At 70.9% G+C, this 25091-nt stretch carries 28 protein-coding genes, 1 pseudogene and 1 riboswitch; of the genes and pseudogenes, 15 read left to right on the plus strand and 14 right to left on the minus strand.

Translation table 11 applies throughout. The annotated features are described in order from the left end of the window. Positions 1-58 precede the first annotated feature (58 nt). From OG594_RS03695 to OG594_RS03710, 4 genes are all read right to left on the minus strand, one after another. The gene (locus OG594_RS03695) at positions 59-523 is read right to left on the minus strand and encodes a hypothetical protein (protein ID WP_266595082.1); all 465 of its coding nucleotides are present in this window, start codon (positions 521-523) and stop codon (positions 59-61) included. 163 nt (positions 524-686) lie between these two features. Then, on the minus strand, positions 687-1607 hold the full coding sequence (locus tag OG594_RS03700; protein WP_266595084.1) for a 1-phosphofructokinase family hexose kinase: 921 nt from the start codon (positions 1605-1607) through the stop codon (positions 687-689). A gap of 112 nt (positions 1608-1719) precedes the next feature. Then, positions 1720-2871, minus strand: coding sequence for an N-acetylglucosamine-6-phosphate deacetylase (gene nagA / locus OG594_RS03705; RefSeq protein WP_266595086.1), 1152 nt, complete (start codon positions 2869-2871; stop codon positions 1720-1722). After that, positions 2871-3830, minus strand: a complete 960-nt coding sequence (locus tag OG594_RS03710) for an ROK family protein (protein WP_266602568.1) — start codon at positions 3828-3830, stop codon at positions 2871-2873. The genes nagA and OG594_RS03710 overlap by 1 nt, the downstream gene beginning before the upstream one ends. 176 nt (positions 3831-4006) lie before the next feature. Between OG594_RS03710 and OG594_RS03715 the strand changes: the two genes are divergently transcribed. Genes OG594_RS03715 through otsB form a run of 3 tightly spaced genes read left to right on the plus strand, consistent with a single transcriptional unit; the run spans position 4007 to position 6477 of the window. Continuing rightward, positions 4007-5305, plus strand: a complete 1299-nt coding sequence (locus OG594_RS03715) for an extracellular solute-binding protein (protein WP_266595088.1) — start codon at positions 4007-4009, stop codon at positions 5303-5305. 47 nt (positions 5306-5352) lie between these two features. Beyond that, positions 5353-5589 (plus strand): DUF3263 domain-containing protein, encoded by a 237-nt coding sequence (locus OG594_RS03720; protein ID WP_030031449.1) that lies wholly within the window; start codon positions 5353-5355, stop codon positions 5587-5589. Between the two features lie 39 nt (positions 5590-5628). Next, complete coding sequence (otsB, locus tag OG594_RS03725) at positions 5629-6477, plus strand: trehalose-phosphatase (protein ID WP_266595091.1); 849 nt, start codon at positions 5629-5631, stop codon at positions 6475-6477. A gap of 242 nt (positions 6478-6719) precedes the next feature. Here otsB and OG594_RS03730 read toward each other — a convergent pair whose 3' ends face one another. Continuing rightward, positions 6720-8165: a trehalose-6-phosphate synthase gene (locus OG594_RS03730; RefSeq protein WP_266595093.1), complete on the minus strand. Its 1446-nt coding sequence runs from the start codon at positions 8163-8165 to the stop codon at positions 6720-6722. Between the two features lie 46 nt (positions 8166-8211). Continuing rightward, positions 8212-9162: a glucosyl-3-phosphoglycerate synthase gene (locus OG594_RS03735; RefSeq protein ID WP_266602570.1), complete on the minus strand. Its 951-nt coding sequence runs from the start codon at positions 9160-9162 to the stop codon at positions 8212-8214. A 184-nt stretch (positions 9163-9346) separates the two neighbouring features. Next, positions 9347-9504, plus strand: a riboswitch (SAM riboswitch). Between the two features lie 17 nt (positions 9505-9521). Here OG594_RS03735 and thrC point away from each other — a divergent pair. The 4 genes from thrC to groL all read left to right on the plus strand — a co-directional run bounded on the left by thrC (position 9522) and on the right by groL (position 13721). Then, on the plus strand, positions 9522-10826 hold the full coding sequence (gene thrC, locus OG594_RS03740) for a threonine synthase (RefSeq protein ID WP_266595095.1): 1305 nt from the start codon (positions 9522-9524) through the stop codon (positions 10824-10826). Between the two features lie 36 nt (positions 10827-10862). Continuing rightward, complete coding sequence (locus tag OG594_RS03745) at positions 10863-11141, plus strand: MoaD/ThiS family protein (RefSeq protein ID WP_266595097.1); 279 nt, start codon at positions 10863-10865, stop codon at positions 11139-11141. Between the two features lie 425 nt (positions 11142-11566). After that, positions 11567-11773 carry a cold-shock protein gene (locus OG594_RS03750; protein ID WP_030009783.1) on the plus strand — a complete coding sequence of 69 codons (207 nt, stop codon included), beginning with the start codon at positions 11567-11569 and terminating at the stop codon, positions 11771-11773. A gap of 325 nt (positions 11774-12098) precedes the next feature. Further along, a complete protein-coding gene (gene groL / locus OG594_RS03755) occupies positions 12099-13721 on the plus strand; it encodes a chaperonin GroEL (protein WP_033223630.1) in 1623 nt (540 codons plus the stop codon). Positions 13722-13815: 94 nt separating this feature from the next. Here groL and OG594_RS03760 read toward each other — a convergent pair whose 3' ends face one another. Next, positions 13816-14313: a Uma2 family endonuclease gene (locus OG594_RS03760; protein WP_323185162.1), complete on the minus strand. Its 498-nt coding sequence runs from the start codon at positions 14311-14313 to the stop codon at positions 13816-13818. Positions 14314-14527: 214 nt separating this feature from the next. Here OG594_RS03760 and OG594_RS03765 point away from each other — a divergent pair, with 214 nt between their 5' ends. Together OG594_RS03765 and OG594_RS47000 are read left to right on the plus strand one after the other, a co-directional pair. Beyond that, positions 14528-15127 (plus strand): phosphoribosylanthranilate isomerase, encoded by a 600-nt coding sequence (locus tag OG594_RS03765; RefSeq protein ID WP_266595102.1) that lies wholly within the window; start codon positions 14528-14530, stop codon positions 15125-15127. A gap of 28 nt (positions 15128-15155) precedes the next feature. Beyond that, a pseudogene (locus tag OG594_RS47000) lies at positions 15156-15212 on the plus strand (hypothetical protein); the annotation flags it as partial. Between the two features lie 22 nt (positions 15213-15234). Here OG594_RS47000 and OG594_RS47005 read toward each other — a convergent pair. Further along, positions 15235-15363, minus strand: coding sequence for a hypothetical protein (locus tag OG594_RS47005; protein ID WP_323185314.1), 129 nt, complete (start codon positions 15361-15363; stop codon positions 15235-15237). A gap of 63 nt (positions 15364-15426) precedes the next feature. Between OG594_RS47005 and OG594_RS03775 the strand changes: the two genes are divergently transcribed. Further along, positions 15427-16851: a PQQ-binding-like beta-propeller repeat protein gene (locus OG594_RS03775; RefSeq protein ID WP_266595105.1), complete on the plus strand. Its 1425-nt coding sequence runs from the start codon at positions 15427-15429 to the stop codon at positions 16849-16851. Between the two features lie 74 nt (positions 16852-16925). Here the strand turns inward: OG594_RS03775 and OG594_RS03780 are convergent, their stop codons facing one another. Continuing rightward, positions 16926-17297, minus strand: coding sequence for a protease inhibitor I9 family protein (locus tag OG594_RS03780; protein WP_266595107.1), 372 nt, complete (start codon positions 17295-17297; stop codon positions 16926-16928). A gap of 284 nt (positions 17298-17581) precedes the next feature. On the opposite strand from OG594_RS03780, the gene OG594_RS03785 reads away from it, so the two are divergent. Further along, positions 17582-18775, plus strand: a complete 1194-nt coding sequence (locus OG594_RS03785) for a S8 family peptidase (RefSeq protein ID WP_266595109.1) — start codon at positions 17582-17584, stop codon at positions 18773-18775. Positions 18776-18801: 26 nt separating this feature from the next. Here the strand turns inward: OG594_RS03785 and OG594_RS03790 are convergent, their stop codons facing one another. Then, positions 18802-19197: a hypothetical protein gene (locus OG594_RS03790; protein ID WP_266595111.1), complete on the minus strand. Its 396-nt coding sequence runs from the start codon at positions 19195-19197 to the stop codon at positions 18802-18804. Between the two features lie 55 nt (positions 19198-19252). Next, entirely contained in the window at positions 19253-19600 is a 348-nt protein-coding gene (locus OG594_RS03795; RefSeq protein ID WP_266595113.1) for a protease inhibitor I9 family protein, read from the minus strand. Between the two features lie 365 nt (positions 19601-19965). Here OG594_RS03795 and OG594_RS03800 point away from each other — a divergent pair, with 365 nt between their 5' ends. Further along, complete coding sequence (locus OG594_RS03800; RefSeq protein ID WP_266595116.1) at positions 19966-21147, plus strand: S8 family peptidase; 1182 nt, start codon at positions 19966-19968, stop codon at positions 21145-21147. A 4-nt stretch (positions 21148-21151) separates the two neighbouring features. Here the strand turns inward: OG594_RS03800 and OG594_RS03805 are convergent, their stop codons facing one another. Together OG594_RS03805 and OG594_RS03810 are read right to left on the minus strand one after the other, a co-directional pair. After that, on the minus strand, positions 21152-21406 hold the full coding sequence (locus OG594_RS03805; protein ID WP_266595118.1) for a DUF397 domain-containing protein: 255 nt from the start codon (positions 21404-21406) through the stop codon (positions 21152-21154). Beyond that, entirely contained in the window at positions 21390-22226 is an 837-nt protein-coding gene (locus OG594_RS03810; RefSeq protein ID WP_266595120.1) for a helix-turn-helix transcriptional regulator, read from the minus strand. Before OG594_RS03810 ends, OG594_RS03805 begins: the two co-directional genes overlap by 17 nt. Before the next feature lie 116 nt (positions 22227-22342). On the opposite strand from OG594_RS03810, the gene OG594_RS03815 reads away from it, so the two are divergent. Further along, positions 22343-22564, plus strand: a complete 222-nt coding sequence (locus OG594_RS03815; protein WP_266595122.1) for a hypothetical protein — start codon at positions 22343-22345, stop codon at positions 22562-22564. After that, positions 22561-23205, plus strand: a complete 645-nt coding sequence (locus tag OG594_RS03820) for a hypothetical protein (protein WP_266595124.1) — start codon at positions 22561-22563, stop codon at positions 23203-23205. Before OG594_RS03815 ends, OG594_RS03820 begins: the two co-directional genes overlap by 4 nt. Before the next feature lie 7 nt (positions 23206-23212). Here the strand turns inward: OG594_RS03820 and OG594_RS03825 are convergent, their stop codons facing one another. Then, entirely contained in the window at positions 23213-23413 is a 201-nt protein-coding gene (locus OG594_RS03825) for a hypothetical protein (protein WP_266595126.1), read from the minus strand. A 148-nt stretch (positions 23414-23561) separates the two neighbouring features. On the opposite strand from OG594_RS03825, the gene OG594_RS03830 reads away from it, so the two are divergent. Continuing rightward, on the plus strand, positions 23562-25088 hold the full coding sequence (locus OG594_RS03830) for a hypothetical protein (protein WP_266595129.1): 1527 nt from the start codon (positions 23562-23564) through the stop codon (positions 25086-25088). Positions 25089-25091: the final 3 nt, after the last annotated feature.

Below are 25091 nucleotides of genomic sequence, written 5' to 3' on the forward strand. Positions count from 1 at the left end.
ACGAACCAGGCTCTGCCGCACACGCGGCAGAGCCTGGTTCCGTTTGTGCGCGGGCCCGCTAGCCGCAGTGCACCCAGCCGGTGGTCTCCCGGTGGGTCTTCTCCAGGTAGCTGGAGTCCTGGGTGTTCCAGAAGCCCGTGATGAAGCCGGTGAGCTTGACGCACGCGCCGGCGGCGGAGACGTAGACCGGGCCCGCGTACTGGGTGTAGGCGCGCTGGCCGTCGGTGTCGGACCTGCCGTTGCTGGCGTCGATGGAGATGCCCATGCCGTCGGTGACCGCGAACTTGGAGTCGCGGCGCAGGATCGCGCAGTTCTTGCCGGTGGACTTGTTGTAGTACAGGAACATCACGCCGGCGCCGGTGGCGCCGCGGTCGTCACCGAGCGGGTAGGCGTCCTGCTGGTAGTAGCCCGCGCCGCAGGAGCCCCCCGAGATCGCCTGGGCCTGGGCGGGGACGGCGGCCAGGGTGGAGACGGCCACTACGCCGGTGGTGATGGCGAGCGCCCTGCGGGAAATTCGGTTCATGTGCCTCTACCTTGCATTTTCGTAGATCAACAGCGTCCGCGATCAGGGTCGACGGAATCATGATCATAGTTGGCCGAAAAGGCAGCCTTACGCTCCGGAAGGGTCGTCAAGAGTGTTGCCTGCGCGACACTTTGATGGATCCTCAGCCGGATTGGTGGAGTCGTCAGCCGCCGTCGGTGACGCGTACGGCGTGCCGCAGCTCTTCGTAGACGCCGGGGTCGAAGGCCCCCGCCACCGGGGCGAGGACGGTGGCCGCCGAGAGGGCGACCGCGCGGGTGAGGCGTTCCGGCCAGTCCAGGCCCTCCGCCAGTGCGGACAGCAGGCCGGCGACCGCGGAGTCGCCTGCTCCGGTCGGGTTGCCGGACAGCCGGCGCGGCGGGGCCGCCTGCCAGGAGCCCTCGGCGGTGGAGGCCAGCAGGCCGGCCGGGCCGAGCGAGGTGACCACCGCGTGGGCGCCCCGGCGGCGGGCGTCGCGGGTGGCGGGGAGCGGGTCGCGGGATCCGGTGAGCTCGGCCAGTTCGGCGGCGTTCGGCTTGATGATCTCCGGGCGGGCGGCCACTCCGCGGCGCAGGGCCTCGCCGCTGGTGTCCAGCAGGACGGGCACCCCGGCCGCGCGGGCCGACCGTACGAGCAGCGCGTACGCGCCCACCGGCACGCCCGGCGGGAGGCTGCCGCACAGGGCCACCGCGCGGGCGCCGCGCACGAGGTCCTCGTAGTGGGTCAGGAACCGCGACCACTCGGCGGCGGTGATCTGCGGGCCCGGCTCGTTGAACTGCGTGGTGTCGCCGGAGGCCGCGTCGGTGACGGCCACCGTGCGGCGGGTGTTGCCCGCGCAGGGCACCAGGGCGTCGACCACCCCCGGCGACTGCGCCAGCAGCCCCCGTACGACGGAACCGACGGGACCGCCGGCGAAGCCCGTCGCGGTCACCTCGTGGCCGAGGGCGGCCAGGACGTGCGCGACGTTGATCCCCTTGCCCCCGGGGCGTTCGGTGACGGTGGAGACCCGGTGCGAGGCGTGCGGAAGCAGCCGCGGCACTTGGTACGTGACGTCGAGCGCGGTGTTGAGCGTCACGGTAAGGATCATGGGCACTCCCGGGTCTGTTGCTGCCGGGATCATGCCAAACGCACGGCGGTCGGCCCAGCCCCGGGGCCGACCGTTATCCCTCCGTGCAGCCGCTCGGCCGTCAGATCGGCGATCAGGAGGGCAGGCTGACGATCCATTCGCCGCGGCGCATGACTCCCTTGACGTCGAACGCGGCGTCCAGCACGACGAGGTCCGCGTACTTGCCGGGCTCCAGCGAGCCGATCTCGTCGTACAGGCCGATCAGCTTGGCCGGGTTGGCGGAGATCGCCCGGACCACGGACTCCACCGGCAGCTTGTCGAGGGTCACCGAGCGCTTGAAGGCGGTGTCCAGGGTCAGCGTCGATCCGGCGATGGAGCCGCCCTCCACCAGTCGTGCCACGCCGCGCTTGACCTCGACCTCCAGCGGGCCGAGGTGGTAGGTCCCGTCGCCGAAGCCGGCCGCGTCCATCGCGTCGGTGATCAGCGCGACGCGGTGCGCGCCCGCGTGGTGGAAGGCCAGTTCCAGTGCCGCCGGGTGCAGGTGGGTGCCGTCGTTGATGAGCTCGACGGTGATCCGCTCGTCCTCCAGCAGCGCGGCGATCGGGCCGGGTTCGCGGTGGGCGAGGGGCGGCATCGCGTTGAAGAGGTGGGTGGCCACGGTCGCGCCCGCGTCGATGGCGGCGCGCGTCTGCTCGTACGTGGCGTCCGTGTGGCCGATCGCCGCGATGACCCCGTGTTCGGCGAGCAGCCGTACGGAGTCCAGGCCGCCCGGCAGTTCGGTGGCGAGGGTGAACATGCGGGCGGCGCCGTGCGCGGCGTCGATGAGCTTGCGGACCTCGGCCGGGTCGGGGTCGCGGAGCAGGTCCTCCTTGTGGGCGCCCTTGCGGCAGGGGTTGATGAACGGCCCCTCGAAGTGGATGCCGGCGATCTCGCCCGCTTGCGTCAGCTCGGCGAGCAGCCCGGCCCGCCGGGCGAGCTCGTCCAGGTCCCCGGTGACGGTGGAGGCGACCAGGGTGGTGGTGCCGTGCTCGCGGTGGGTGCGGACTCCCTTGAGGACGTCCTCGGCGGTGCCGGAGGTGAACGAGGCGCCGCCGCCACCGTGGTTGTGCATGTCGACGAAGCCGGGGACGACCCAGTGCCCGGACAGGTCGACGCTCCGCGCACCCTCGTGGGCGCTGCCGGCGATGCGGTCGCCGTCGACGATGACCCTGCCGTTCGCCACCGTTCCGGTGGGCAGCACCACCCTGGCGCCCGAAAGAACAGTGCTGTGCGCGCTTCCGGACATCAGGCAGGTACCTCCGTGGCGAGTAGGTCCCAGGCGAGCAGCCCTGCGCCCAGGCATCCGGCGGTGTCCCCGAGGGCAGCCGGAACGATGTGGGGGAGCCGCTGGAACGTCACGCGCTCCTCCACGGCCGTTCGTAGTGGTGTGAACAAGGTCTCCCCGGCTTCCGCCAGCCCGCCGCCGATGATCAGCGTGCGCGGGTCCAGCAGGGTGATCGCGGTGACCAGTCCGTCGGCGAGGGCGCCGACCGCGGCCAGCCAGACCTCCCGGGCGCGCGCGTCCCCGGACGCGACGGCCTCGGCGCAGTCCGCGGCGTCGGCCTCCGGGTCGCCGGAGGCCGACGCCCAGGCGCGGCTGACGGCCGCGGCGGAGGCGAGGGTTTCCAAGCAGCCGTGCTGGCCGCAGCCGCAGGCGGGGCCGCCCGGGCGCACCACGATGTGCCCGATCTCGCCCGCGTAGCCGTGGGCGCCGGCCTCGATGCGGCCGGCGATGCCGATGGCTCCGGCGATGCCGGTGCCGAGCGGGACGAAGAGGAAGCGGTCGGCGCCCCGGCCGGCGCCGATGCGGCCCTCGGCGAGTCCGCCCGTGCGCACGTCGTGGCCGAGGGCCACGGGGATGCCGCCGAGGCGGCTGCCGAGCAGGGCGCGCATCGGTACGTCGCGCCAGCCCAGGTTCGCCGCGTAGACGGCGATCCCGTGCTCGGCGTCGACGATGCCCGGGACGGCGATGCCGGCGGCCGAGGCGGGCCGTCCGAAGCGCTCCCGGCCGATGTCGAGCAGCTCGGCGGCGAAGTCCTGGATCGTCTCGACGACGGCGTCGGGACCCCGCTCGCGGCCGGTGGCCCGGCGCGCTTCGTGGAGCAGGGTGCCTCCCCCAGCTACCGCTGGGTGGTGCCCCCCTTCGGCGACGAGGGCGGCCTTCATCCCGGTGCCGCCCACATCGAGGGCGATGACGTGTTTCACGGGTTTCACAGAGACAGTCTCGCGTGCTCGGCGGGGAAAGGTCTAGTCCAATGGGGGAGATTGTTGAGTGGCCATACAAATTCGGGATCCAGGTCGGGAGCTCGATGTGGACGAGCCGCCAAAGTGGTGTAGACCTTACGTGGATCGTACGTACAAGAAAGAGTGGATGGACAACTGTGAAGGGCCGTTACCTGAGCCTGGCCGCGTCCGGCGCCGTGCTGTGCCTGACTGCCGTGACGCTGACGGGCTGCGGAGCCCTCGACGGGCTCACCGGAGACAACGAGGTGACCCTGCGGGTCGTGGCGGCCGACTACGGGGACAATCCGCAGAACTCCTCCGAGGCGTACTGGAAGGACCTCGCCGCGGGCTTCGAGAAGGCCAACCCGGGCACCAAGGTCGAGGTCAGCGTCTACTCCTGGTCCGAGGTCGACGCCAAGGTCGCCGAGATGGTCAAGGCCGGCAAGGCCCCCGACATAGCCCAGATCGGCGCCTACTCCGACTACGCGGCCGCCGGCAAGCTGTACTCGGCGGAAGAGCTGCTCTCCGTGAAGACCGAGGCCGACTTCCTCGGGCCGCTCGCGGACGCCGGCAAGGTCAAGCAGGTCCAGTACGGCATGCCCTTCGTGGCCAGCACCCGGCTGCTCTTCTACAACGAGAAGCTGCTCGCCGACGCCGGTGTGATCGGCAAGGACGCCAAGGGCTGGCAGCCGAAGAACTGGGCGGACCTCGAAGCCGCCGCCAAGAAGCTCAAGGCCGCGAACGTGCCCACCCCCTTCGCGCTGCCGCTGGGCCGCGAGGAGGCGCAGGCCGAGACGATGATGTGGATGCTCGCGGGCGGCGGCGGCTACACCGACAACGAGGAGTCGTACTCGATCGACTCCGCCCCCAACGCCAAGGCGCTGGAGTTCCTCCGGGACAAGATGGTCGGCCAGGGGCTGACCGGCCCCGTGGAGCCCGGCAAGCTGGACCGCCAGGCCGCCTTCGACGGCTTCACCAAGGGCGAGGTCGGCATGCTCAACGGGCACCCGACCCTGCTCAAGCAGGCCGCCGCCAAGGGCGTGAAGTTCGGCATGGTGCCGCTGCCCACCTCCGACGGCAGCGACCAGCCCGCGATGGGCGTCGCGGACTGGATCATGGCCTTCAAGAACGGCCACCGCCAGGAGTCCGGCAAGTTCCTGGACTTCCTGTACCAGCCGAAGAACGTGACGGCCTTCACCGAGAAGTACGACCTGCTGCCCGCCACCACCAGCGGCTACCAGGCCAAGCAGGCCGCCACGGGCGCCTCGGCCCCGCAGCTGAAGCCCTTCCTGACGGCCCTGCCGAACTCCCGGCTGTACCCCGTCGGCAAGAAGTCCTGGGCGGGCGTCAGCGAGGACATCAAGCAGAACATCGGCAAGACCGTCCAGCCGGGCGGACAGCCCGCGAAGGTGCTGGAGCAGATCGCCACCGCCGCCCGGGCGGCCGACCCGCGCTGAGCGGTGGCGGCGGGCCGGGTGTCAGCGCGCGGCGTTAATCTGGCGGTATGACGGACGAGGGGCAGCTGACGGCCACGGAGGCCGCGGTGCTCGCGTACGAGGGACGCACCTGGCCCGGGCCCGGAGCCAAGGAACGGGCCATCCGGGAAGGGCTGGGGATGACCCCCGTCCGCTACTACCAGTTGCTCAACGCACTGATGGACGACCCGCGGGCGCTGGCCCACGCCCCGGGCACCGTGAACCGGCTGCGCAGGATCCGAGAGGCCCAGCGAGCCCGGCGATAGCCGTAGCCGTGGCACCGCGCGGCCGTTAGGGTCGTGCGTATGGGGAGTCATCCGCACGATCTGCCGATGCCCGTCACCGCAGCCGGACGCGAGGGACTCGAAGCCCTGCTCCGCGTACCCCGCCGGTCCGTGGTCGCCCTGGACTTCGACGGCACCCTCGCCGACATCGTCCCGGACCCGGACCAGGCCCGGGCCCATCCCGGAGCCGTTCCGGCCCTGTCCGCACTCGCCCCCGAGGTCGACTCGGTGGCGGTGATCACCGGCCGACCGGCGGGCGTCGCCGTCCGCTACGGGGGCTTCGCCGGGGTCCCCGGCCTGCAGCACCTGGTCGTCCTCGGCCACTACGGAGCCGAACGGTGGGACGCCGTCAGCGGCATCGTCCACGCGCCCGCCGAGCACCCCGGGGTGGCGGCGGTCCGGGCGGAGCTGCCGGGGTTCCTGGATTCCATCGGGGCCTGGCGCGGCACCTGGATCGAGGAGAAGGGCCGGGCCCTGGCCGTGCACACCCGGCGGGCGGAGGACCCGGCGGCGGCCTTCGCGGCGCTGCGGGAGCCGCTGGCGGAGCTCGCGGCGCGGCACGGGCTGATGGTCGAGCCGGGGCGGGCGGTGCTGGAGCTGAGGCCGCCCGGCATGGACAAGGGCGTCGCCCTGACCGAGTTCCTGGCGGAACGGGACGCGGAGGCGGTGCTGTACGCGGGCGACGACCTGGGCGACCTGGCGGCGTTCTCGGCGGTGGAGAAGGGGCGGGCGGACGGCCTGCCGGGGCTGCTGGTGTGCAGTGGCTCGGCGGAGGTCCCCGAGCTCGCCGCGCGGGCCGACCTGGTCCTTCCCGGACCGGGAACGGTCGCCTCCTTCCTGTCCGCCCTGGCCGAAGCCATCCGCCGCTGATTTCACCCCTGCCCCCCGCGCCTCAATCGCCGGCGGGGCTGGATGTTTCAGCCGTCCGGCGTTTGAGGACCGGGTTCGGGCGGAGCCCGGTTTTTCAGCCGGGGCTGGATGTGCGGGGGCTCCGCCCCCGAACCCCCGCGCCTCAAACGCCGGCGGGGCTGGATGTGCGGGGCTGGATGTGCGGGGCTGGATTTTTCAGACGTCCGGCGTTTGAGGACCGGGTTCGGGCGGAGCCCGGTTCTTCAGCTGGGGCTGGATGGGGCGAGGGCTGCGAGTTGGGCCTCGAACCAGGCCGTCGGCGGGAGGGCCGTCGCGGCAGCGGAGAGGCGCTTCGTGCGTTCCGCGCGTTCACCCATCGGCATGGACAGCGCCGCGTGCAGCGCGTCCGCCGTCGCCGTCACGTCGTACGGGTTCACCGTCAGCGCGTCCTGGCGGAGCTCCTCGTACGCCCCCGCCCCGGTGGACAGCACCAGCACGCACCCCGCCTCCGACACCACCGGGATCTCCTTCGCCACCAGGTTCATCCCGTCCCGCACCGGGTTCACCAGCGCCACGTCCGCCAGCCGGTACGCCGCCAGCGAGCGTTCGAAGTCGTCCTTCACCGACACCAGCACCGGCTGCCAGTCCTCCGTACCGAACTCCGCGTTGATCTCCGCCGCCAGGTCCCGCACCGACTGCGTGTAGTCCCGGTACACCTTCAGGTCCTGCCGCGACGGGTACGCCGACGCCAGGTGGACCACCCGGCCCCGCCACTGCGGGCGCGCGGTCAGCAGCTCCCGGTAGGCCAGCAGGCCGCGCAGGATGTTCTTCGACAGCTCCGTGCGGTCCACGCGGACGATCGTCCGCAGGCCGTCGACCTCCGCCCGCAGCTCCGCCAGCTTGGCGTTCACCTCCGGCCGTTGCGCCAGTGCCCGCAGTTCGTCCCCGTCCACGCCCAGCGGGTACGCGCACACGTGCGTCGTCCGGGTGGGCCACACCGCGTACCGGTGGTGCTCCACCACCGAGCCGCCGTGCACCTCCGACCGCCCCCACGCGTCGTCGAGCCGCGCCGATCCCAGGAACTCCGCCGCCCAGGCCTCGGTGTGGAAGCCCAGCACGTCCGCGCCGAGCATGCCCCACAGCAGGGTCTCGCGGACCGTGTCCGGAAGCATGGCGAGGTAGCCCGGCGCCGCCCACGGGGTGTGCGTGAAGTGTGCGATCCGCAGGTCGGGCCGGAGCACCCGCAGCAGTCCGGGCACCAGGGCCAGGTGGTAGTCCTGGACCAGCACCTGCGCGCCCTGCCCGGCCTCCTCGGCCAGGGCCTCGGCGAAGGCCTGGTTGTAGCGCTCGTACGACTCCCACCGCCGGCGGAACCCGGCGTCGAAGACCGGTTCGCGCGGGATGTCGTACAAGTGGTGGTGCGTGAACCACAGCACAGAGTTGGCGATGCCGTTGTACGCGGCGTCATACATCGTGGGATCGATGTCCAACATCCGGACGCCCGGCTCGGCCACGCCCCGGCGGACCGCCTCCCGGTCCGCGTCCGACAGTGCCGCACAGATCCACAGCGCGTCCGGCTGCTCGGCGAGGGCCGTGGAGAGTCCGGAGACGAGACCGCCCCCGCCGCGCCGGGCACTGAGCGTCCCGTCCGCTGCGAGGGCGTAGGAGAGGGGGCCGCGGTTCGCTGCGACGAGCACCTGGGAAGCCATGCCGCCAACCTAGCCCGGCCCGCACCCGCTCAAACCGTACGTTCGCTCACGCCACGCGACGCAGCGCGTACTCCTTGATGCCCGCCATCGGCGGCCGCTCCTCCGTGTCCACGGGATGCGTCCGCGGTACGAAACCCTCCGGCCCGCGCTCGAACTGCGTGAGCTCCGGTCGTACGAGGTGCCCGCGCGAGAGCCGTACCTGGGCGGTGCGGTAGATCGCCGCGGCCATCCGGCCCAGTGCCTGCCCGCCCTGGTGGCGGTGGACCCGTACGCCGACGTCCACCTGGGCCAGCGCGTCCAGCCCGACCGTGTGCAGCGCGTCGACCAGCAGGCCCAGCTCGACGCCGTAGCCGACGGGGAACGGCAGCTGCTCCAGCAGGGAGCGGCGCACGGCGTACTCGCCGCCCAGCGGTTGCACGAAGCCGGCCAGCTGCGGCCAGTGGAGGTTGAGGAGCGGGCGGGCGACCAGCTCGGTGACCCGGCCGCCCTGGCCCGGGGCGTCCCCCAGCGGCCGGTCGTACATCGCCTTGACGAACTGCACTCCGGGGTCGGTCAGCAGCGGGCCCACGATCCCGGAGACGAAGGAGGCCGAGAAGTCCCGCAGGTCGGCGTCCACGAAGCAGACGATGTCGCCGGTGGTGGCCAGCAGCGAGCGCCACAGCACCTCGCCCTTGCCGGGCAGCGCCGGGAGGCGGGGCAGGATCTCGTCGCGGTGCACCACCCGGGCCCCGGCCTTCGCCGCGACCTCCGCGGTCCGGTCGGCGGAGCCCGAGTCGATGACGACCAGCTCGTCCACCAGGGGGACCGGCAGTCCCTCGATCAGCTCACGCCGGATGACCTCGACGATCGCGCCGACCGTCGCCTCCTCGTCCAGTGCGGGCAGCACCACGCTGACCGTGGTTCCGGCCGCCCGTTTCCGGTCGAGCAGCTGGTCGAGCGGTCGGTCGGCGGCGGACCAGGAGCGGTCGGCCAGCCATCGCTCCACCTCTTCCAGCACCCTCAGCACTCCCTGCGTGTCGGCGATATTCGCCCTTATGTGATCCATCTCGAGGTTCGGACGGCTGTCTCAACCGCCCGGGCCTTCGGTTACAGTCTTGAACAACGCGAAGGACCACCGCATGCCGGGGGTCCCGCGCACAAACGCACCGGCGCGCCATAGAGCGCGTGTGCCGGTGCCATACCGCTCATCCAGAGGGGCAGAGGGACACGGCCCGTTGAAGCCCCGGCAACCCTCCAGTCGGTTCTCGCGATCGCGCGTCAGCGCTCGTCAGCGAGGTCCCCGGCTAGGGAAGGTGCCAATTCCGTCTCATGGCGAAGTGCGCCATGGGGAAGATGAGGAGAAAGGGCCTCGCCATCATGGCTGCACAGACCGTCGCCACCTCTGCCCACCTTGATTCTGTCGACCTCGGACCCGCCACCGGCCTTTCCTGTCGCGAGTGCGGTACCCGTTTCGAGCTCGGCCCCATCTTCGCGTGCGCCGAGTGCTTCGGACCGCTGGAAGTCGCCTACGACCTGCCGACCGGCACTGGTTCGCCCGAAGACGTCGAGGCCCTGCGCGCCGCGATCGAGGCCGGCCCCAACAACATCTGGCGCTACGCGCCGCTGCTGCCCGTCCCCGCGGACGTGGCCGCCAAGCCCAGCCTGAACCCCGGCTTCACCAAGCTCGTGGACGCGGCCAACCTGGCCAAGGAACTGGGCATCACCGGCAAGCTGTACGTCAAGGACGACTCCGGCAACCCGACGCACTCCTTCAAGGACCGCGTCGTGGCCATCGCCGTCGAGGCCGCCCGCGCCTTCGGCTTCACCACCCTGTCCTGCTCCTCGACCGGCAACCTGGCCGGCGCCGTCGGCGCCGCGGCCGCCCGGGCCGGCTTCCGCTCCTGCGTGTTCATCCCGCACGACCTGGAGCAGGGCAAGGTCGTCATGGCCGGTGTGTACGGCGGTGACCTGGTCGGCATCGAGGGCAACTACGACGACGTCAACCGCTTCTGCTCCGAGCTCATCGGCGACCCGCTGGGCGAGGGCTGGGGCTTCGTCAACGTCAACCTGCGTCCTTACTACGGCGAGGGCTCCAAGACGCTGGCGTACGAGATCTGCGAGCAGCTCGGCTGGCAGCTGCCCGACCAGATCGTGATCCCGATCGCGTCCGGATCGCAGCTGACGAAGATCGACAAGGGTCTGCAGGAGCTCATCAAGCTCGGCCTCGTCGAGGACAAGCCGTACAAGATCTTCGGCGCCCAGGCCGAGGGCTGCTCCCCGGTGTCCACCGCCTTCAAGGCCGGTCACGACGTGGTCCGCCCGCAGAAGCCGAACACCATCGCCAAGTCGCTGGCCATCGGCAACCCGGCGGACGGTCCGTACGTCCTGGACATCGCCCGCCGCACCGGCGGTTTCGTCGAGGACGTCACCGACGAGCAGGTCGTCGAGGCCATCAAGATCCTCGCGCAGACCGAGGGCATCTTCGCCGAGACCGCGGGCGGTGTGACCGTCGGCGTGACGAAGAAGCTCATCGAGGGCGGGCAGCTCGACCCGACGCTGACCACCGTGGTCCTCAACACCGGTGACGGCCTCAAGACCCTGGAGGCGGTGGCCGCGGACAGCGGGCAGACCGCCACCATCCGCCCGAGCCTGGACGCGTTCCGCGCCGCCGGCCTGGCCTGATCCTCTTCCTCCTGCACCCGGAAAGGCAGTAGCGCCATGAGCGTCAACGTCCGCATCCCCACCATCCTGCGCACCTACACCGGCGGCGTCGCCGAGGTCGCGGCCGAGGGCGCGACCCTCGCCGAGGTCATCGAGTCCCTGGAGAAGAACCACCCGGGCATCGCCGCGCGCGTCCTGGACGACCAGGGCAAGCTGCGCCGCTTCGTGAACGTCTACGTCAACGACGACGACGTGCGCTTCGAGGGCGGGCTGCAGGCGGCGACGCCGGACGGCGCCGGCGTCTCGATCATCCCGGCCGTCGCCGGCGGTTGCTGATTCCCCGGATCCGCACCGCATCTCCCCGGTCACCGCTCCGGTGACACGCGCAAAACGAAATTGCCCCCTCCGCTAAAGCGGAGGGGGCAATTCTGCTTGATTGGGCACGGTAGGGTTGGGGAAGTCCCCTCCGCTGTTCTTGCCCCCTGCATATGAACGGGCCGCGCAAGGGTCGATATCGGGCCAACATGCGAGTGCGCTATGGGGCTTTGGCGAGATATGTCAGGCCCGAGTTGTCCGGGAGTATGGCAAATTTTCACTCTATTTCAATGTTTCTCGGTGTCCAGAATTCTCATCGGATTGACCTGTTGCAGACAGCATCCGCGCAGATACATTCAGCCTCGGTCGACGCGTTCCGACGCAAGTTCTGACCCGGGATCGTGAAGTGCGTTCCTGCGCAAGGGCCAGTAATAGGGGAGTTAGGCATGGCTCAGGGCACCGTCAAGTGGTTCAACGCGGAGAAGGGCTACGGCTTCATCGCGGTCGACGGTGGTGCGGATGTGTTCGTCCACTACAGCGCCATCCAGATGGACGGGTACCGCACCCTTGAAGAGGGTCAGCGGGTCGAGTTCGAGATCTCGCAGGGCCAGAAGGGTCCGCAGGCGGACATGGTCAAGCTCGCACTCGGCTAGTCCTGGAGCGATCGACCACCGACGCACGGTCTTCAGCGAAGACCTGGAACACCACGAGGGGCCCACATCCTGGACACGGGATGGGGGCCCCTCGTGCGTGTGCCCGGTAGTAGCCGGGCATCACTCGAAGCCGCTTGCACTCGAGGGGGTCGAGTGCTAATCATTGGCGTTAGCACTCTCCGGTTGAGAGTGCTACTGAACGAGGACCGGGTCGGTGAGGCCCGCAGGGTCCGGCGGGAAGGAACCGTCGGGCACGCAGGCCGTCCGTCGCGGGCGCGGGCGCGGTCCAGGAGCAATCCACCGCTGTCCGGGAGGACCACTTCAGATGGCCAAGATCATTGCGTTCGACGAGGAGGCCCGCCGCGGCCTCGAGCGTGGGATGAACCAGCTCGCCGACGCCGTCAAGGTCACCCTTGGCCCCAAGGGTCGCAACGTCGTCCTTGAGAAGAAGTGGGGCGCCCCCACGATCACCAACGATGGTGTTTCCATCGCCAAGGAGATCGAGCTCGAGGACCCGTACGAGAAGATCGGCGCCGAGCTGGTCAAGGAAGTCGCCAAGAAGACGGACGACGTCGCCGGCGACGGTACGACCACCGCCACCGTGCTGGCCCAGGCGCTCGTCCGCGAGGGCCTGCGCAACGTGGCCGCCGGTGCCAACCCGATGGCCCTCAAGCGCGGTATCGAGAAGGCCGTCGAGGCCGTCTCCGCCGCCCTGCTCGCCCAGGCGAAGGATGTCGAGACCAAGGAGCAGATCGCTTCGACGGCCTCCATCTCCGCCGCCGACACCCAGATCGGCGAGCTCATCGCCGAGGCCATGGACAAGGTCGGCAAGGAAGGCGTCATCACCGTCGAGGAGTCCCAGACCTTCGGGCTGGAGCTCGAGCTCACCGAGGGCATGCGCTTCGACAAGGGCTACATCTCGGCGTACTTCGCCACCGACATGGAGCGCATGGAGTCGTCCCTCGACGACCCGTACATCCTGATCGTCAACTCCAAGATCGGCTCGGTCAAGGACCTGCTGCCGCTCCTGGAGAAGGTCATGCAGTCCGGCAAGCCGCTGCTGATCATCGCCGAGGACGTCGAGGGCGAGGCGCTCTCCACCCTCGTCGTCAACAAGATCCGTGGCACCTTCAAGTCCGTCGCCGTCAAGGCCCCGGGCTTCGGTGACCGCCGCAAGGCCATGCTCGGTGACATCGCCATCCTCACGGGCGGCACGGTCATCTCCGAGGAGGTCGGCCTCAAGCTGGAGAACGCCGGTCTCGACCTGCTCGGCCGCGCCCGCAAGGTCGTCATCACCAAGGACGAGACCACCATCGTCGACGGTGCCGGTGACAGCGACCAGGTCGCCGGTCGCGTGAACCAGATCCGCGCCGAGATCGAGAACTCCGACTCGGACTACGACCGCGAGAAGCTCCAGGAGCGCCTCGCGAAGCTGGCCGGCGGCGTGGCCGTCATCAAGGCCGGTGCCGCGACCGAGGTTGAGCTCAAGGAGCGCAAGCACCGCATCGAGGACGCCGTTCGCAACGCGAAGGCGGCCGTCGAGGAGGGCATCGTCGCCGGTGGTGGCGTGGCCCTGCTGCAGGCCTCCGCGGTCTTCGAGAAGCTGGAGCTCGAGGGTGACGAGGCGACCGGCGCCAACGCCGTGAAGCTCGCGCTCGAGGCCCCGCTCAAGCAGATCGCCGTCAACGGTGGTCTCGAGGGTGGCGTCGTCGTCGAGAAGGTGCGCAACCTGCCGATCGGTCACGGCCTGAACGCCGCGACCGGCGAGTATGTCGACATGATCGCCGAGGGCATCATCGACCCGGCGAAGGTCACGCGCTCCGCGCTGCAGAACGCCGCGTCGATCGCCGCGCTGTTCCTGACGACCGAGGCCGTCATCGCCGACAAGCCCGAGAAGGCCGGTGCCCCCGCGGGCGGCGGCATGCCGGGCGGTGACATGGACTTCTGATCGACCCCGGCTCCGGCCACTGGTTGATCGGCTGTTCTCGAACGAGGGCGGCACCCCCACGGGGGTGCCGCCCTCGGGCGTTTCCCGGACGGGGTCAGAAGCCGGTGGTGTCGATCGCGAAGTCGAACGGTTCCGGGACGTGCAGGGGCTCGCCGAAGGACACCGTCGTACGGGAGCGGTACCCGTGCGGGGAGGGGTCCCAGAAGCAGGTGATCTCCGAGTCCTGCATGTCGACGACCAGGTAGACCGGTACAAGGAGTCCGTAGACGTCGAGCTTCTCGTTCCAGTCGGCGTCCTTGGTGGAGACGGACGTGAACTCTCCGACCAGGGACAGTGCGGCTCCGTCCGCGTGCAGTCCGTCCTCTTCGAAGGCTGCCTCGTCCGCGACGTACAGGTCCGGTCCGTAGCCGCGCTCCGCCGACGGGAACCGGAAAAGGAAGGGGGAGGTGTCGGCGAAGTGGCCGTCGGGCACGTGGGACTGGAGCTGCTCGCGCAACAGGCGCATGCGACGGGAGTAGCGCAGCCTGGAAAACGGTGACACGACGATCTTCCCCCGGATGAGCTCGGCCTTGAAGCCGTCTGGTGTGTCCATCTCTGCGACCGTGCGCAGAAGGTCTTCGAAGGCCAGTGGCGCCGACGACGTCTCTATGGGTGTGGCCCGTTCGATCATGGTCGTCACCGTCGTCCTCCGGGGCGTGCCGTGCTGTGGGTGTGTGCCTTGTCCCAGGCTAGCGACGGCGGGGCTGCCGTGCCCGGCCTATGGGACGTGCCACCCGTGGGTGCGGCGGGTTTGGTTGACTGGTCGCATGAGCGATCTCTTCGTCAAGATCTGCGGGCTCAGGGCCGCGCACGATGTCGACGTGGCCGTGGCCGCCGGGGCGGACGCCGTCGGGTTCGTCTTCGCGCCCGGGAGCCCGCGGACCGTGGACGCCGCCACCGCGCGGGAGCTGGCCGCGCGGGTGCCCGACGGGGTGCTCACCGTCGGCGTGTTCCGGGGGCAGGCGGTGGCGGAGGTGCGCCGGTTCGCCGAGGAGAGCGGTGTGCGCGGGGTGCAGCTGCACGGCGAGGAGGGCCCCGAGGACTTCGCGGCGCTGCGCGCCGACGGCCGGACCCTGCTGCGGGCCACCGCCGAGCGCGTGCAGCGCTGCGGCGAGTACGGCGAGGACCTGCTGCTGCTGGACGCGCCCGACCCGGGCTCCGGCAAGCCGTGGAACTGGGGTGCGGCGGACTTCACCGCGCCCGAGGGGCGCTGGCTGCTCGCCGGCGGGCTGAACCCGGGCAACGTGCGGGAGGCGCTCGCGGCCACCGGGGCGTGGGGCGTGGACGTGTCCAGCGGGGTGGAGCGGGAGCGCGGCGTGAAGGACCCCGGGCTGATCCGCGCCTTCATCGAGGCGGCCCGCGCCTAGTTTTCCGTAGCGATCGTTACGGAAGAACGTGCTGGTCACGGGCGGCAGCAGGGGCATCGGACGGGCCGTCGCCGAGCGGTTCGCCGCCGACGGCACCACCGGCGTGCTCACGTACGCGAGACCGTCGAGCGGATCGCGAAGGACGGCGGCCGGGCCTTCGCCCTCCAGTCGGAGCCGCTCGGCAGTCCCGGCTCCGCCGCCGAGCGCTGGGTGACCGGGCGTGTGGTCGACGCCACCGGAGGCTCCGTGCTGTGAGCCGAAGGCCCCCGGTTAGGCTGCGGCCGAGGGGGATCATGGAAATGGAACGACCGCCGCGCGTGCGGCTCTCGGGGCACCTCGCGTGCGCTGCTGCCGCAGCGTTCGCGGCGGTGGCGGCCCTGTACCTGGTCCTCCTGGCGAAGTTGGTGGTCGCCGACGCCCCCGTCCGCGTGTGCGGGATCGACAGTTGCCCGCGCGGCACGGGCACCCTCGCGCTCCTCGCCCCGCTGTGCGCCGCCGCCGCGTGGCTGCTGTGGCGCATGCCGAGGAAGCGCAGCCACGGCCGCGCCCCGGTGCACGTCCGCGTGATCGCCGCCTGCGTGGCGCTGGCCGCGCTGGGGCCCGGCTGGCTGGGCTTCGAGCGGATGCGCGGCCCGCAGCTGGACCTGTCCGGGTGGCAGGAGCCGGTGCATCCGGCGGCGGCCCCGGTCGGCGTCTGGGCGCCCGCGCCCGGAAGGCTCGTACGGGCCCGCACGGACGGGCTCGTCTCCTACAACGGGGAGGGCCGCAAGGGCTGGCGGCTGCCCGCCCCGGAGCGCACGCCGCTCTGCGCGCTCAGCCGGACGATCCCGTCGGGCATCGGCCTCCTCGCGTACGGGGAGAGCGTGGGCACGTGCGGCTCGCAGGTCGTCGCCGTGGACCTGGCCGAGGGCCGGGTCCGCTGGACCCGGGACACCGGCCGGGCCCTGGTGGCCGCGGCCGGCCCGAGCGCCGTCGTGGCGGACCGGGACACGGTGACCGGCCTCGACCTGCGCGGCGGCCAGGAGCTCTGGCGGGTCCCGGTCCCGGCCGACTGCACGGTGAAGGCCGTCGACGGCTCGGAGCAACGCGCCCTGTACGTGGAGCAGTGCGGCGACGCCGCCCGGATCACGGCCGTCGACGCCCGTACGGGTACCCGCGCCTGGCAGAGCGCGCTGCCGACGGCGAGCCGGCTGCGCGAGGTGCGGGTGCTGTCCGCCGTCCCGCCGGTCCTGCGCGTCACGGAGACCGCGGAAAGGGGCATCGACGCGGTGCTCCTGCTCGACGACACGGGCCGCGTGCGGGGCTCCGTACCCGCCACGGGTCCGGACGGGGACCTGCTGTCCGAGCCGTCCCCGGTGCTGACCGGAGATCTACTGGTCACCCCGGTGAAGCAGGGGGAGGGGAACGGCGTGTCCGCCTACTCCCTCACCGACGGCCGACGCCTGTGGCACGCGGGCGTCGGCGACGAGGAGGTCCGCGGGCTGGCGCCGACCGGCCCGGGCCAGGTCGGCGTGGTGACCTCCGACCGCTGGTGGACGTACCTCACCCACCGCGGCCTGCGCGACGGCCGGCGCCGGGCGGAGCCCACGGTCCTGCGCGACCTGCCCCTGGGCGAGCGGTTCGCGTTCCACCCCGGGCCGCCCGGCTCGTACGTCTTCGTCAACCTGGACCGCAAGGGCCTGCTGCCGCCGGTCTTCGACGTGGACCCGGTCTTCGGCTGGTGACGCGGGGCGGTCGCGGGGCGGTCGCGGGGCGGCCGGCCGGACAAGGGGGCCCGACCGCAGGCGCGGCCGCACGGTCACACGTCTGAGGACCCCCACCACCGGTAGGGTCCGAAGCCGTCGCCGCCGGTGGCCCGGCCGTCCTCCTCCACGGTCTCGACGTCCGGCATCTCGCGCAGGGCCTCGACCTGTTCCGAGTTCAGCCGGGCGGAGAAGCCGTGCAGGACGGCGCGGTAGACGTGCACCGGGGTGGCGCCGACCCGGTCCGCCACCTCGGCCGGGTCGCTGTCCTCCCGCACGGTGACGATGTACGGGGCGTGGTCGGCGGCGGGGGCCGTGTGCGGTACGGGTTCCCGCACGTCGGCGGTGGCCGCGGCGACTGGCGGGGCGGCGACGGCGGCCAGTACGGCGACGGCCACGGGCAGGGCACGGCTCAGGCGGATGCGCATGGCCCGAGGCCATCACGCGCGGCGGGGCCGGTCAACGACGCCGGTGGGTGTGGCGGGAGCACGGGCCGGCGCACCGGCCGTGCGCTCCCTGGTCCGGGGGCGGGCCGTACGGGTGATCTGGCCGCGTCGACGCGCACACCCGACGGGCAACCAGGTGAGCCGGTGATTCAACCAGCCGAGAGGTGGCACCGATGGAGCTGAGGGCCGCCCCCGCAGGAGCACCCGGTGCCGTGGGGGCGGCGGCTCACCCGTGCCTTCCCGCCACCCGTCAGGGAGTTCCTTCCATGCGCCTGCTCGCCCGACTGGCCGCCGCCGCCCTCCTCACCGTCCCCCCGGTCGCCGCCGGTACGGCCTCCGCCGCGGCCCCGGAGCCGACTCCGGCCCCGCTGAAGACCGCCGCCAACCCGGTGCCCGGCGAGTACATCGTGACGTTGGAGAAGGGGGTGGACGCGGCCGAGGCCGCGCAGGAGCTGGGCCTGGAGCCCTCGTTCGTCTACACCTCGGCGCTCAACGGCTTCGCCGTCCCGCTGACCCCGCTCCAGCTGACGGCCGTCCGCAACAGCCCGGGGGTGACGTCGGTGGAGGAGGACGCGAACGTCCGGTCCGTCCCGCGGCCGAGCACCGTAAGCGGCACCCGGGTCCCGGCGACCTCGTGGGGCCTGGACCGGATCGACCAGGGGAAGCTGCCGCTGGACAACGACTTCGCCGTCGCGGGCGACGGCGCCGGCGTGACCGCCTACATCCTCGACACCGGCATCGACTACCAGCACGCGGAGTTCGGCGGGCCGGGCGCCACCCGTGCCGCCTTCGGCTTCGACGCCGTCGACGACGGCCGCAACGGCCAGGACTGCAACGGCCACGGCACGCACGTCGCGGGCACGGTCGCCGGCCAGACGTACGGAGTGGCGCGCCAGGCCCACGTGGTCAGCGTCCGCGTCCTCAACTGCGACGGCACGGGCACCTTCTCCGGGATCATCGCGGGCCTGGACTGGGTGGCCAAGAACGCCCAGCAGCCGGCGGTCCTGAACGGCTCCTTGGGCGGGGACCGGTCGGAGGCGCTGAACAACGCCGCGAACGCGGTCACCGACGCGGGTGTGCTGCCGATCATCGCGGCGGGCAACTCCGCGAAGGACGCCTGCCTGGTCTCCCCGGCCTCCGCGCCGAAGGTGTTCACGGTGGCGGCGACCGACCAGTTCGACGAGGAGAGCTCCTTCTCCAACCACGGCGAGTGCGTCTCCCTCTTCGCTCCGGGCGAGGACATCGTCTCCGCCCAGCTCGGCGGCGGCAGCATCTCCCACAGCGGCACCTCGATGTCCGCGCCGCACGTGACCGGTGTCGCGGCGCTCTACAAGGCCAAGAACCCGACCGCGACCCCGGGGGACGTCGTCGAGTTCCTCGACGCGCAGTCCACCAAGGACGTGCTGACCAGTGTCAGCCCTGCTACCTCGAACAAGCTGCTCTTCACCGGCGGGCTCTGACCCGGGCTCCCGGGCCGCCGCCCGTGTCACAGACCGTGCCGCGCCCCCGACCCGCGGAAGCGGGCGAGGAGCGCGGCGGCCTGCGGAGCGTCCGCGTCGAAGAACTGTTTGGCGAGGGCGGGCGGGACGGCCGGTCCGTGCATGCGCACCTCGTGGCAGCCGAAGCAGAACGCGGCCTCCATCAAGGCCGGTCCGAGGCAGTCGTCGTAGGCGCGCACGCTCCATCCGGGTGCGAAGCCGCACCGGTGCTGCTCACTGCCCGGCAGGGTCCCGATGAGCGCGAGGGCGCCGGTCACCTCGTCCCCCGACCAGTGGGCGACCGGCCTGCCCGGGTACGGGGCGCCCTCCTCGGTCGGGAGGGCGGATATCCGTACCACCTCGATCAACGCGGTACCGGTCACGACTTCGGCGGGCAGCTCCATGAACCCAGTCTCCCCGCGCCCGTCGGGGCGGGGAGGGGCCTCAGGAGCCGGGGCCTCAGAAGCCGGTGCCGATGCCGGTGCCGAAGCCGGTGGCCCCGCTGTCCTCCTCCACGGTCTCGACGTCGGGCATCGCGCGCAGGGCCTCGACCTGTTCGGGGCTCAGCCGGGCGGAGAAGCCGTGCAGGACCGTGCGGTAGACGTGGACGGGGGTGGCGTCGACGCGCTCGGCCACTTCGGCCGGGTCGACGTCCTTCCTTACGGTGACGATGTACGTGGCGTGGTCGGCGGGGGCCGTGTGCGGTACGGGTTCCGGCACGTCGGTGGTGGCCGCGACTGCGGGCGTGGCGACGGCGGCCAGTGCGGTGAAGGCCACGGGCAGGGCTCGGCTCAGGCGGATGCGCATGGCCTGAGGCGATCACGCGCGGCGGGGCCGGTCAACGACGCCCGTGGGTGTGGCGGATGCACGGCGGGCACCGGACGCGCGCTCCCTGATGTGGGGGCCGGACGTACGGGTGAATCTCGCACGGGTTTCCGGGAGCGGGGCGGAGCGGGCCGCAGCCTGGGCGGCGCAAGCGACGAACCCTTTCTGCAGCGCGCGCGACACGGCATGTCGACGCGGCGATCGGGCGATCGGCCAGGTGGCGGCGACGGTTCAAGCCGCGCCGAGGGGGTGCCCGATGCATTGGGGGGCCGCACCCGCGGAGGACTCCAGATCGCGGGGGCGGCTCTTCCACGCCGACCTTCCAAGCACGTCAGGGAGCTCCTTCCATGCGTTTGCTCGCACGTCTGGCCACCGCCGTTCTCCTCACCGTCACCCCCGTTGCGGCCGGCACGGCCTCTGCCGCGGCCCCGGAGCCCACCCCGGCGCCGCTCCACACGTCCGCGAACGCCATCCCGGGCAGCTACATCGTCAGCCTCGACAAGAAGGTGGCCCCGGCGGCGTTCGCGAAGCGACTGGGCCTGACGTCGAAGTTCACCTACACCAAGACGATCAACGGATTCGCGGGGGCCCTCACGGCGGAGCAGCTGAAGTCCGTCCGTGAGGCGGTCGGTGTGACGTCCGTGACGCAGGACGCGACGGTGACCGTGCAGCCGACCCCCGCGAAGGGGGTCGGGACCAAGTCGCCGTCCAACTCCTGGGGCCTGGACCGCATCGACCAGCGGTTCCTGCCGCTGGACAACAACTTCAGCGCCAACCGCAGCGGCCAGGGCGTGACGGCGTACATCGTCGACAGCGGCATCGACTTCCGCCACCCCGACTTCGAGGGCCGTGCACGGCCGGGCTTCGACGCGATCGGGGACGGCCGCAACGGTGGGGACTGCAACGGCCACGGCACGCACGTCGCGGGCACGGTCGGCGGGACGACCTTCGGCGTGGCGCGCAAGGTGACCTTGGTCAGCGTCCGGGTCCTCGGCTGTGACAACCGGGGTTCCTGGGCGGGCATCATCGCGGGCTTCGACTGGGTGGCCAACAACATCCGGCAGCCGGCCGTCCTGAACGCCTCGCTGGGCGGCGGCCGGCTCGAAGCGGTCAACGCGGCCGTGACCGCCGTGTCCGACCGGGGCGTGCTGCCGGTCATCGCGGCGGGCAACGACAACATCGACGCCTGCCGGGTCTCGCCCGCGTCCGCCGAGCGCGTGGTGACGGTCGGCGCGACGAACCGCTTCGACGAGGAGACCGACTTCTCGAACTGGGGCACCTGCCTGGACCTCTACGCCCCCGGCAAGGACATCATCTCCGCGCGTCTGGGCGGTGGCAGCACGACCATGGACGGTACGTCGATGGCCGCGCCGCACGTCACCGGTGTGGCCGCGCTCTACAAGTCGGAGCACCCGAACGCGCTGCCGGCGGAGGTGTCGGACTTCCTGGACGAGGTGTCCACGAAGGACATCGTCCAGAACCTCAGCGACGACAGCCCGAACAAGCTGCTGTTCACCGACGGTCTCTGACCGCTCAGAGCGACCCGACGAACCGGGCCCAGGCCTGCGCGTGGAACACCACGTGCGGGCCTTCGGGCTGCTTGGAGTCCCTCACGGGGACGAGGCCGGGGTGGCCGTCGGCGACTTCGAGGCAGTCGCCGCCAGTGCCGTCGCTGTACGTCGACTTCCGCCAGGTGGCCATCTCCAGACAGTTGCCGCCGCTGCCGTCGCTGTAGCTGGACTTGTGCCACGCGGCTGCTGACAGGTCGTACTCAGGCGTGCTGGTCATGTTCGTAATCCTCCGCCACGGACTCGATCAAAGCCAGCGAATCGCTGGGTGACAGCGCGCCGGCCGTGAGGAGATCGTAGGTCAGTGAATGGCGAGCCACGGTTGCCGGATCGTCTAGAAGCACTCCTATGGCGTTGCCCTGGACGTACGCCAGCGGGGGAGCGTCCTCGAAGGTCATTAGCTTCAGGGTGCCGCCCATGGACGAATGTGCTCCCGCGCTGAACGGCAGTACCTGCACGAAGATCCGGCGTGCACGGATCAGGGCGGTGATGTGACGCAGGACTTCGGCCATCACTGCCCGGCTGCCGACGACTCGTCGGAGGGCCGATTCGTCGAGTACACACCAGAACAACGGGGTTGTTGGATCGCTGAGGACCGCGGCCCTGTCCAGCCGGTTCTGCACCAGTTCGGAGATGACCTCCTCGGTGGCCGTTGGCTGGTAGGCGATGAAGACAGCTCGGGCGTATGCCTTCGTCTGGAGCACCCCGGGCAGCGCCAAGGGTGCGTACTCCCGGATCGTCTTCGCCTCTGCTTCTGCTTCAGCAGCCTCTGCGAAGTGGTTCGGGTACTTCGACTTGGCCAGTGCCCCGCAGTTGCGGGCGAAGAAGCCGCCGGTGCCGAGGATCTCGTCGATCTGCTTGGCGAATTCGAGGTGCATGCGGCGCGTGCCGGCTTCGAGCTGGCCGATGAACGATCCGCTGACGAAGAGCCGTTCGCCGAGTTCGGCCTGGCTCATGCCCGCGCGTTCGCGCGCTACGCGCAGTTCCGCGCCCAGGAGGGCGCGGGGTGAGGAGGAGGGATCGAGGTTCTTTCGTGGCATGGCAACTCCCTGAGCAACATGTGCGGTTGTTGCGGGGTCCGCACTTGAAAGGCTAGTGAGCGCGTCGCCACTCTGTGTGAAGAAGTTGGATACTCAGAGTAGAAAGGTGACATGTCATGGTGCTCTCCCCACAGGAGCGCATGCAGGCGGCCGAGGAGGCCGTCCAGCAGCTGCGGGAATCGCTTGCCGCGGTCGGGGTGCTGTTCCCTTCGCTGGACGTGGAGCGGGTATCGGCCGCCGGTACGTACGGCCTGCCGCTGGTCGACCTCGGCCGCTGCAACCTCGACACCGCGCTCCGGCTGGCCGCCGTCCTGCACGAGCGGGCGGCGGGCGCGTGAGCGAGTCCGTGGAGGCGGTGAACTTCGCCTTCGAACTCGGCTGGAAACTGCGGGGGCTGGAGACGGCCCTCGCCGCTGGTGCGTGGAGGCGTGGAGGCGTGGGACTGTCCGTGCGCGTGCAGGGCGATGAGGGCAGCGGGCACTGGACGGCCGTCGGGGACGACGGGGAGCGGCGGGAGTCGCGGACGGCCGCCACGGCGGACGAGGCGACCGCGCTGGTGCAGGAGGCGTTCGGGCTGACCGCGTGGCGCCCCAAGCCGCCTCCGCCGCCGGGGTGGCACCGGTTCACTCTGATCCATTGCCCGGTGGAGGAGTCGCCGAGCTACGAGCGCATCGAGGCGCGCCCGCCGCAGGGGTGCGTGGTCGAGTACGTCGGCGGGTACTTCGGGCTGCGCTGCGAACGGCCGGGGGCGCGGCTGCTGGACGCCGTCGCCGAGACCTGCCGGGAGGTCCGGACGGAGCACGGGCTGCTCATGTCCGACCTCGGCATCGAGAAGCTGTGGGAGTGGTCGCAGGACGGTACGGACGGCTGGGGTGCGGAGATCGTGGGCCAGTTGCTCCTGATGGCCGCCGAGCGCGGGCCGAAGCTCGGCTACGGGGTCGATGACCTGGTGCGGTTCTTGCGTACCGCCGCGGGCTGAGCCGGATTCAGCTGGTGATGCGTTCGCCGTCGTAGTAGCCGCCCACGCAGTTGTAGATGCCGGTGGCGGAGTCGTACTCCACCGTTCCGTGGTGGGCCTCGCACGTCGGTCCGGGGACGGTCGGTACGGCGCCCTGCGCAACGGGGACCGCGGCGCCGAAGGCGGCCAGTACGAGGGCAGCGGTGACCGCGAGGATTCGGGTACGCATGGGACTCCTCCGGGGGTCGAGCGACATCAACGTCAACACCAGCCTCCCTCTGCGACGGGTCGGGCGCACCCTGGTGGGGGGCGCACAAAGGGGCGCACGAGGGGGCGCTCGAGGGGCGCCGCTCGCGGTCGAGCGGCAGGCTGGTGTTATGGCGAACACGCCCGAGGTTTCCGTGGGACCGCCTGGAGAACTCGGCTTGCGGCCGGTTTCGGTGGGCGGCAGGCGGGTCGGCAAGGCCGGATCCCTCAAGGAGCTCCGAAAAATCCTGGATCGTGCCGGTGTGGAACCGGGGCACGAGATCCACTGGCTCGGCGGAGACCACACCGTCTGGCCGGACGTGGCGTGGGTGCGACGAACCATTTGCTTCTTCATGGTCGTGGGCCTCCTCGCGACGGCATATCCGCTCTTCCTGATCGGCATGTCGGACAGCGGCGATGCCCTCACGTACGCCGGACGGATCGCGGGACTCACCATCCTCGTCGTGGCCGTGGTGGAGGTGTCGGCCGCCGTGGCCGCCATCGACTACTGGACCAAGAGGCGGTGGCGTTACTCGGGAGTGGTCGTTCTGGTCGGTGTCGCGATCTCCCTCCTCTGTAGCGTCCTCCTGCTCCTCCTACAGATCGGCGAGCGGTTCACCGGTTACACCGAGGTCGGAATAGCCCTCGGTGTCTGGTCCTCGCTGGCCCTGTACGGACTTCTCAAATGCGGGGCGTGGAAGGGGCTCCGCGTTCCCAGGAAAGTCGCGATCGGGTTGATAATTTCCACCCTTCTCGCCACCGCCAACCTTGCATATTCGCAGGTCTATGTTCCCTTTGTGACGACGCCGCTGATCCAGAGTGGGGCCGAGTTCAGGGAGTCGAACATGGAAAAGGGGTCGGGGCGAGCGTACGTGACGGTCCGCCTGTTCCTGAAGAACGCGGGCCAGGTGCCCGTCTACGTCCTCGGCAGCATCTATTGGGTCCACGGTGTGCCTGCGAGTAACAAGTCTGACCGTCTGGCTGCGCGTAAAAAGCTAGACAAGCCTGCCGCACCCGAGTTGATTTACGATGGCGAGTTCGTCTCGCCGGTCGGCCGCGTACTCAATCCCGGGGAAGAGGTCGTCCAGGATGCGGTCATTGAGATAGAGGGTGCCGTTCCTCACAAGTACGAAGCGGTCAGGGCCCGGACCGAGGTGTACGTGATCAGGAAAGACAGAATGAAGATGACCGCGGACTACGAGCGCTCCAGGATGTCGGGTAGGACGCTCATGGAGGACTGCCAGCCGGGGGATCCTGCCGATGCGGAGTATCGATACCGGACCCCCATCTCGAACAGCAGCGAAGTCCTGAACGTGACCCGCGGCCCACAGCGCATCACCCTGTGGAAGGTGGGGGTGGGCGGCAGGAATCCGCACGTCATCGTGGACGTGTCGCCACCGAACAGACGGATCTCCTACGACCCTAGAAACCCGCGCACGAACGAAGAGGCATCTGAGCGGTACGGCCTCATGCAGGTGCGCGGCTCCACGGCGGAGACGCCCTACGCAGAGCTCCTGGAAAAGGCCAGCGCGACCGAAAAGGGCGCGACCCCGCCCCCGACCGCGACGCCGTCCCCGACTCCTACCCCCACTCCGACCCCGACCCCGACTCCGACCCCGTACCTGCCCCCGATCCGGCCCCAGCCCCAGGCCCGGTGAGCC

This window comes from Streptomyces sp. NBC_01214, assembly GCF_026340975.1.
Taxonomy (GTDB): domain Bacteria; phylum Actinomycetota; class Actinomycetes; order Streptomycetales; family Streptomycetaceae; genus Streptomyces.

Bases quoted from the DNA above. Each gene is read 5' to 3' on its own strand.
- OG594_RS03795 (WP_266595113.1), bottom strand. From the start codon at position 19,600: ATGCGCATCCGCCTGAGCCGAGCCCTGCCCGTGGCCTTCACCGCACTG.
- OG594_RS03720 (WP_030031449.1), top strand. From the start codon at position 5,353: ATGACGGACGAGGGGCAGCTGACGGCCACGGAGGCCGCGGTGCTCGCG.
- OG594_RS03800 (WP_266595116.1), top strand. From the start codon at position 19,966: ATGCGTTTGCTCGCACGTCTGGCCACCGCCGTTCTCCTCACCGTCACC.
- OG594_RS03815 (WP_266595122.1), top strand. From the start codon at position 22,343: ATGGTGCTCTCCCCACAGGAGCGCATGCAGGCGGCCGAGGAGGCCGTC.
- OG594_RS03790 (WP_266595111.1), bottom strand. From the start codon at position 19,197: ATGGAGCTGCCCGCCGAAGTCGTGACCGGTACCGCGTTGATCGAGGTG.
- OG594_RS03785 (WP_266595109.1), top strand. From the start codon at position 17,582: ATGCGCCTGCTCGCCCGACTGGCCGCCGCCGCCCTCCTCACCGTCCCC.
- OG594_RS03760 (WP_323185162.1), bottom strand. From the start codon at position 14,313: ATGGACACACCAGACGGCTTCAAGGCCGAGCTCATCCGGGGGAAGATC.
- OG594_RS03825 (WP_266595126.1), bottom strand. From the start codon at position 23,413: ATGCGTACCCGAATCCTCGCGGTCACCGCTGCCCTCGTACTGGCCGCC.
- thrC (WP_266595095.1), top strand. From the start codon at position 9,522: ATGGCTGCACAGACCGTCGCCACCTCTGCCCACCTTGATTCTGTCGAC.
- OG594_RS03750 (WP_030009783.1), top strand. From the start codon at position 11,567: ATGGCTCAGGGCACCGTCAAGTGGTTCAACGCGGAGAAGGGCTACGGC.
- OG594_RS03700 (WP_266595084.1), bottom strand. From the start codon at position 1,607: ATGATCCTTACCGTGACGCTCAACACCGCGCTCGACGTCACGTACCAA.
- OG594_RS03780 (WP_266595107.1), bottom strand. From the start codon at position 17,297: ATGCGCATCCGCCTGAGCCGTGCCCTGCCCGTGGCCGTCGCCGTACTG.
- nagA (WP_266595086.1), bottom strand. From the start codon at position 2,871: ATGTCCGGAAGCGCGCACAGCACTGTTCTTTCGGGCGCCAGGGTGGTG.
- OG594_RS03810 (WP_266595120.1), bottom strand. From the start codon at position 22,226: ATGCCACGAAAGAACCTCGATCCCTCCTCCTCACCCCGCGCCCTCCTG.
- OG594_RS03695 (WP_266595082.1), bottom strand. From the start codon at position 523: ATGAACCGAATTTCCCGCAGGGCGCTCGCCATCACCACCGGCGTAGTG.
- OG594_RS03765 (WP_266595102.1), top strand. From the start codon at position 14,528: ATGAGCGATCTCTTCGTCAAGATCTGCGGGCTCAGGGCCGCGCACGAT.
- OG594_RS03775 (WP_266595105.1), top strand. From the start codon at position 15,427: ATGGAACGACCGCCGCGCGTGCGGCTCTCGGGGCACCTCGCGTGCGCT.
- OG594_RS03805 (WP_266595118.1), bottom strand. From the start codon at position 21,406: ATGACCAGCACGCCTGAGTACGACCTGTCAGCAGCCGCGTGGCACAAG.
- OG594_RS03730 (WP_266595093.1), bottom strand. From the start codon at position 8,165: ATGGCTTCCCAGGTGCTCGTCGCAGCGAACCGCGGCCCCCTCTCCTAC.
- groL (WP_033223630.1), top strand. From the start codon at position 12,099: ATGGCCAAGATCATTGCGTTCGACGAGGAGGCCCGCCGCGGCCTCGAG.
- OG594_RS03830 (WP_266595129.1), top strand. From the start codon at position 23,562: ATGGCGAACACGCCCGAGGTTTCCGTGGGACCGCCTGGAGAACTCGGC.
- OG594_RS03745 (WP_266595097.1), top strand. From the start codon at position 10,863: ATGAGCGTCAACGTCCGCATCCCCACCATCCTGCGCACCTACACCGGC.
- otsB (WP_266595091.1), top strand. From the start codon at position 5,629: ATGGGGAGTCATCCGCACGATCTGCCGATGCCCGTCACCGCAGCCGGA.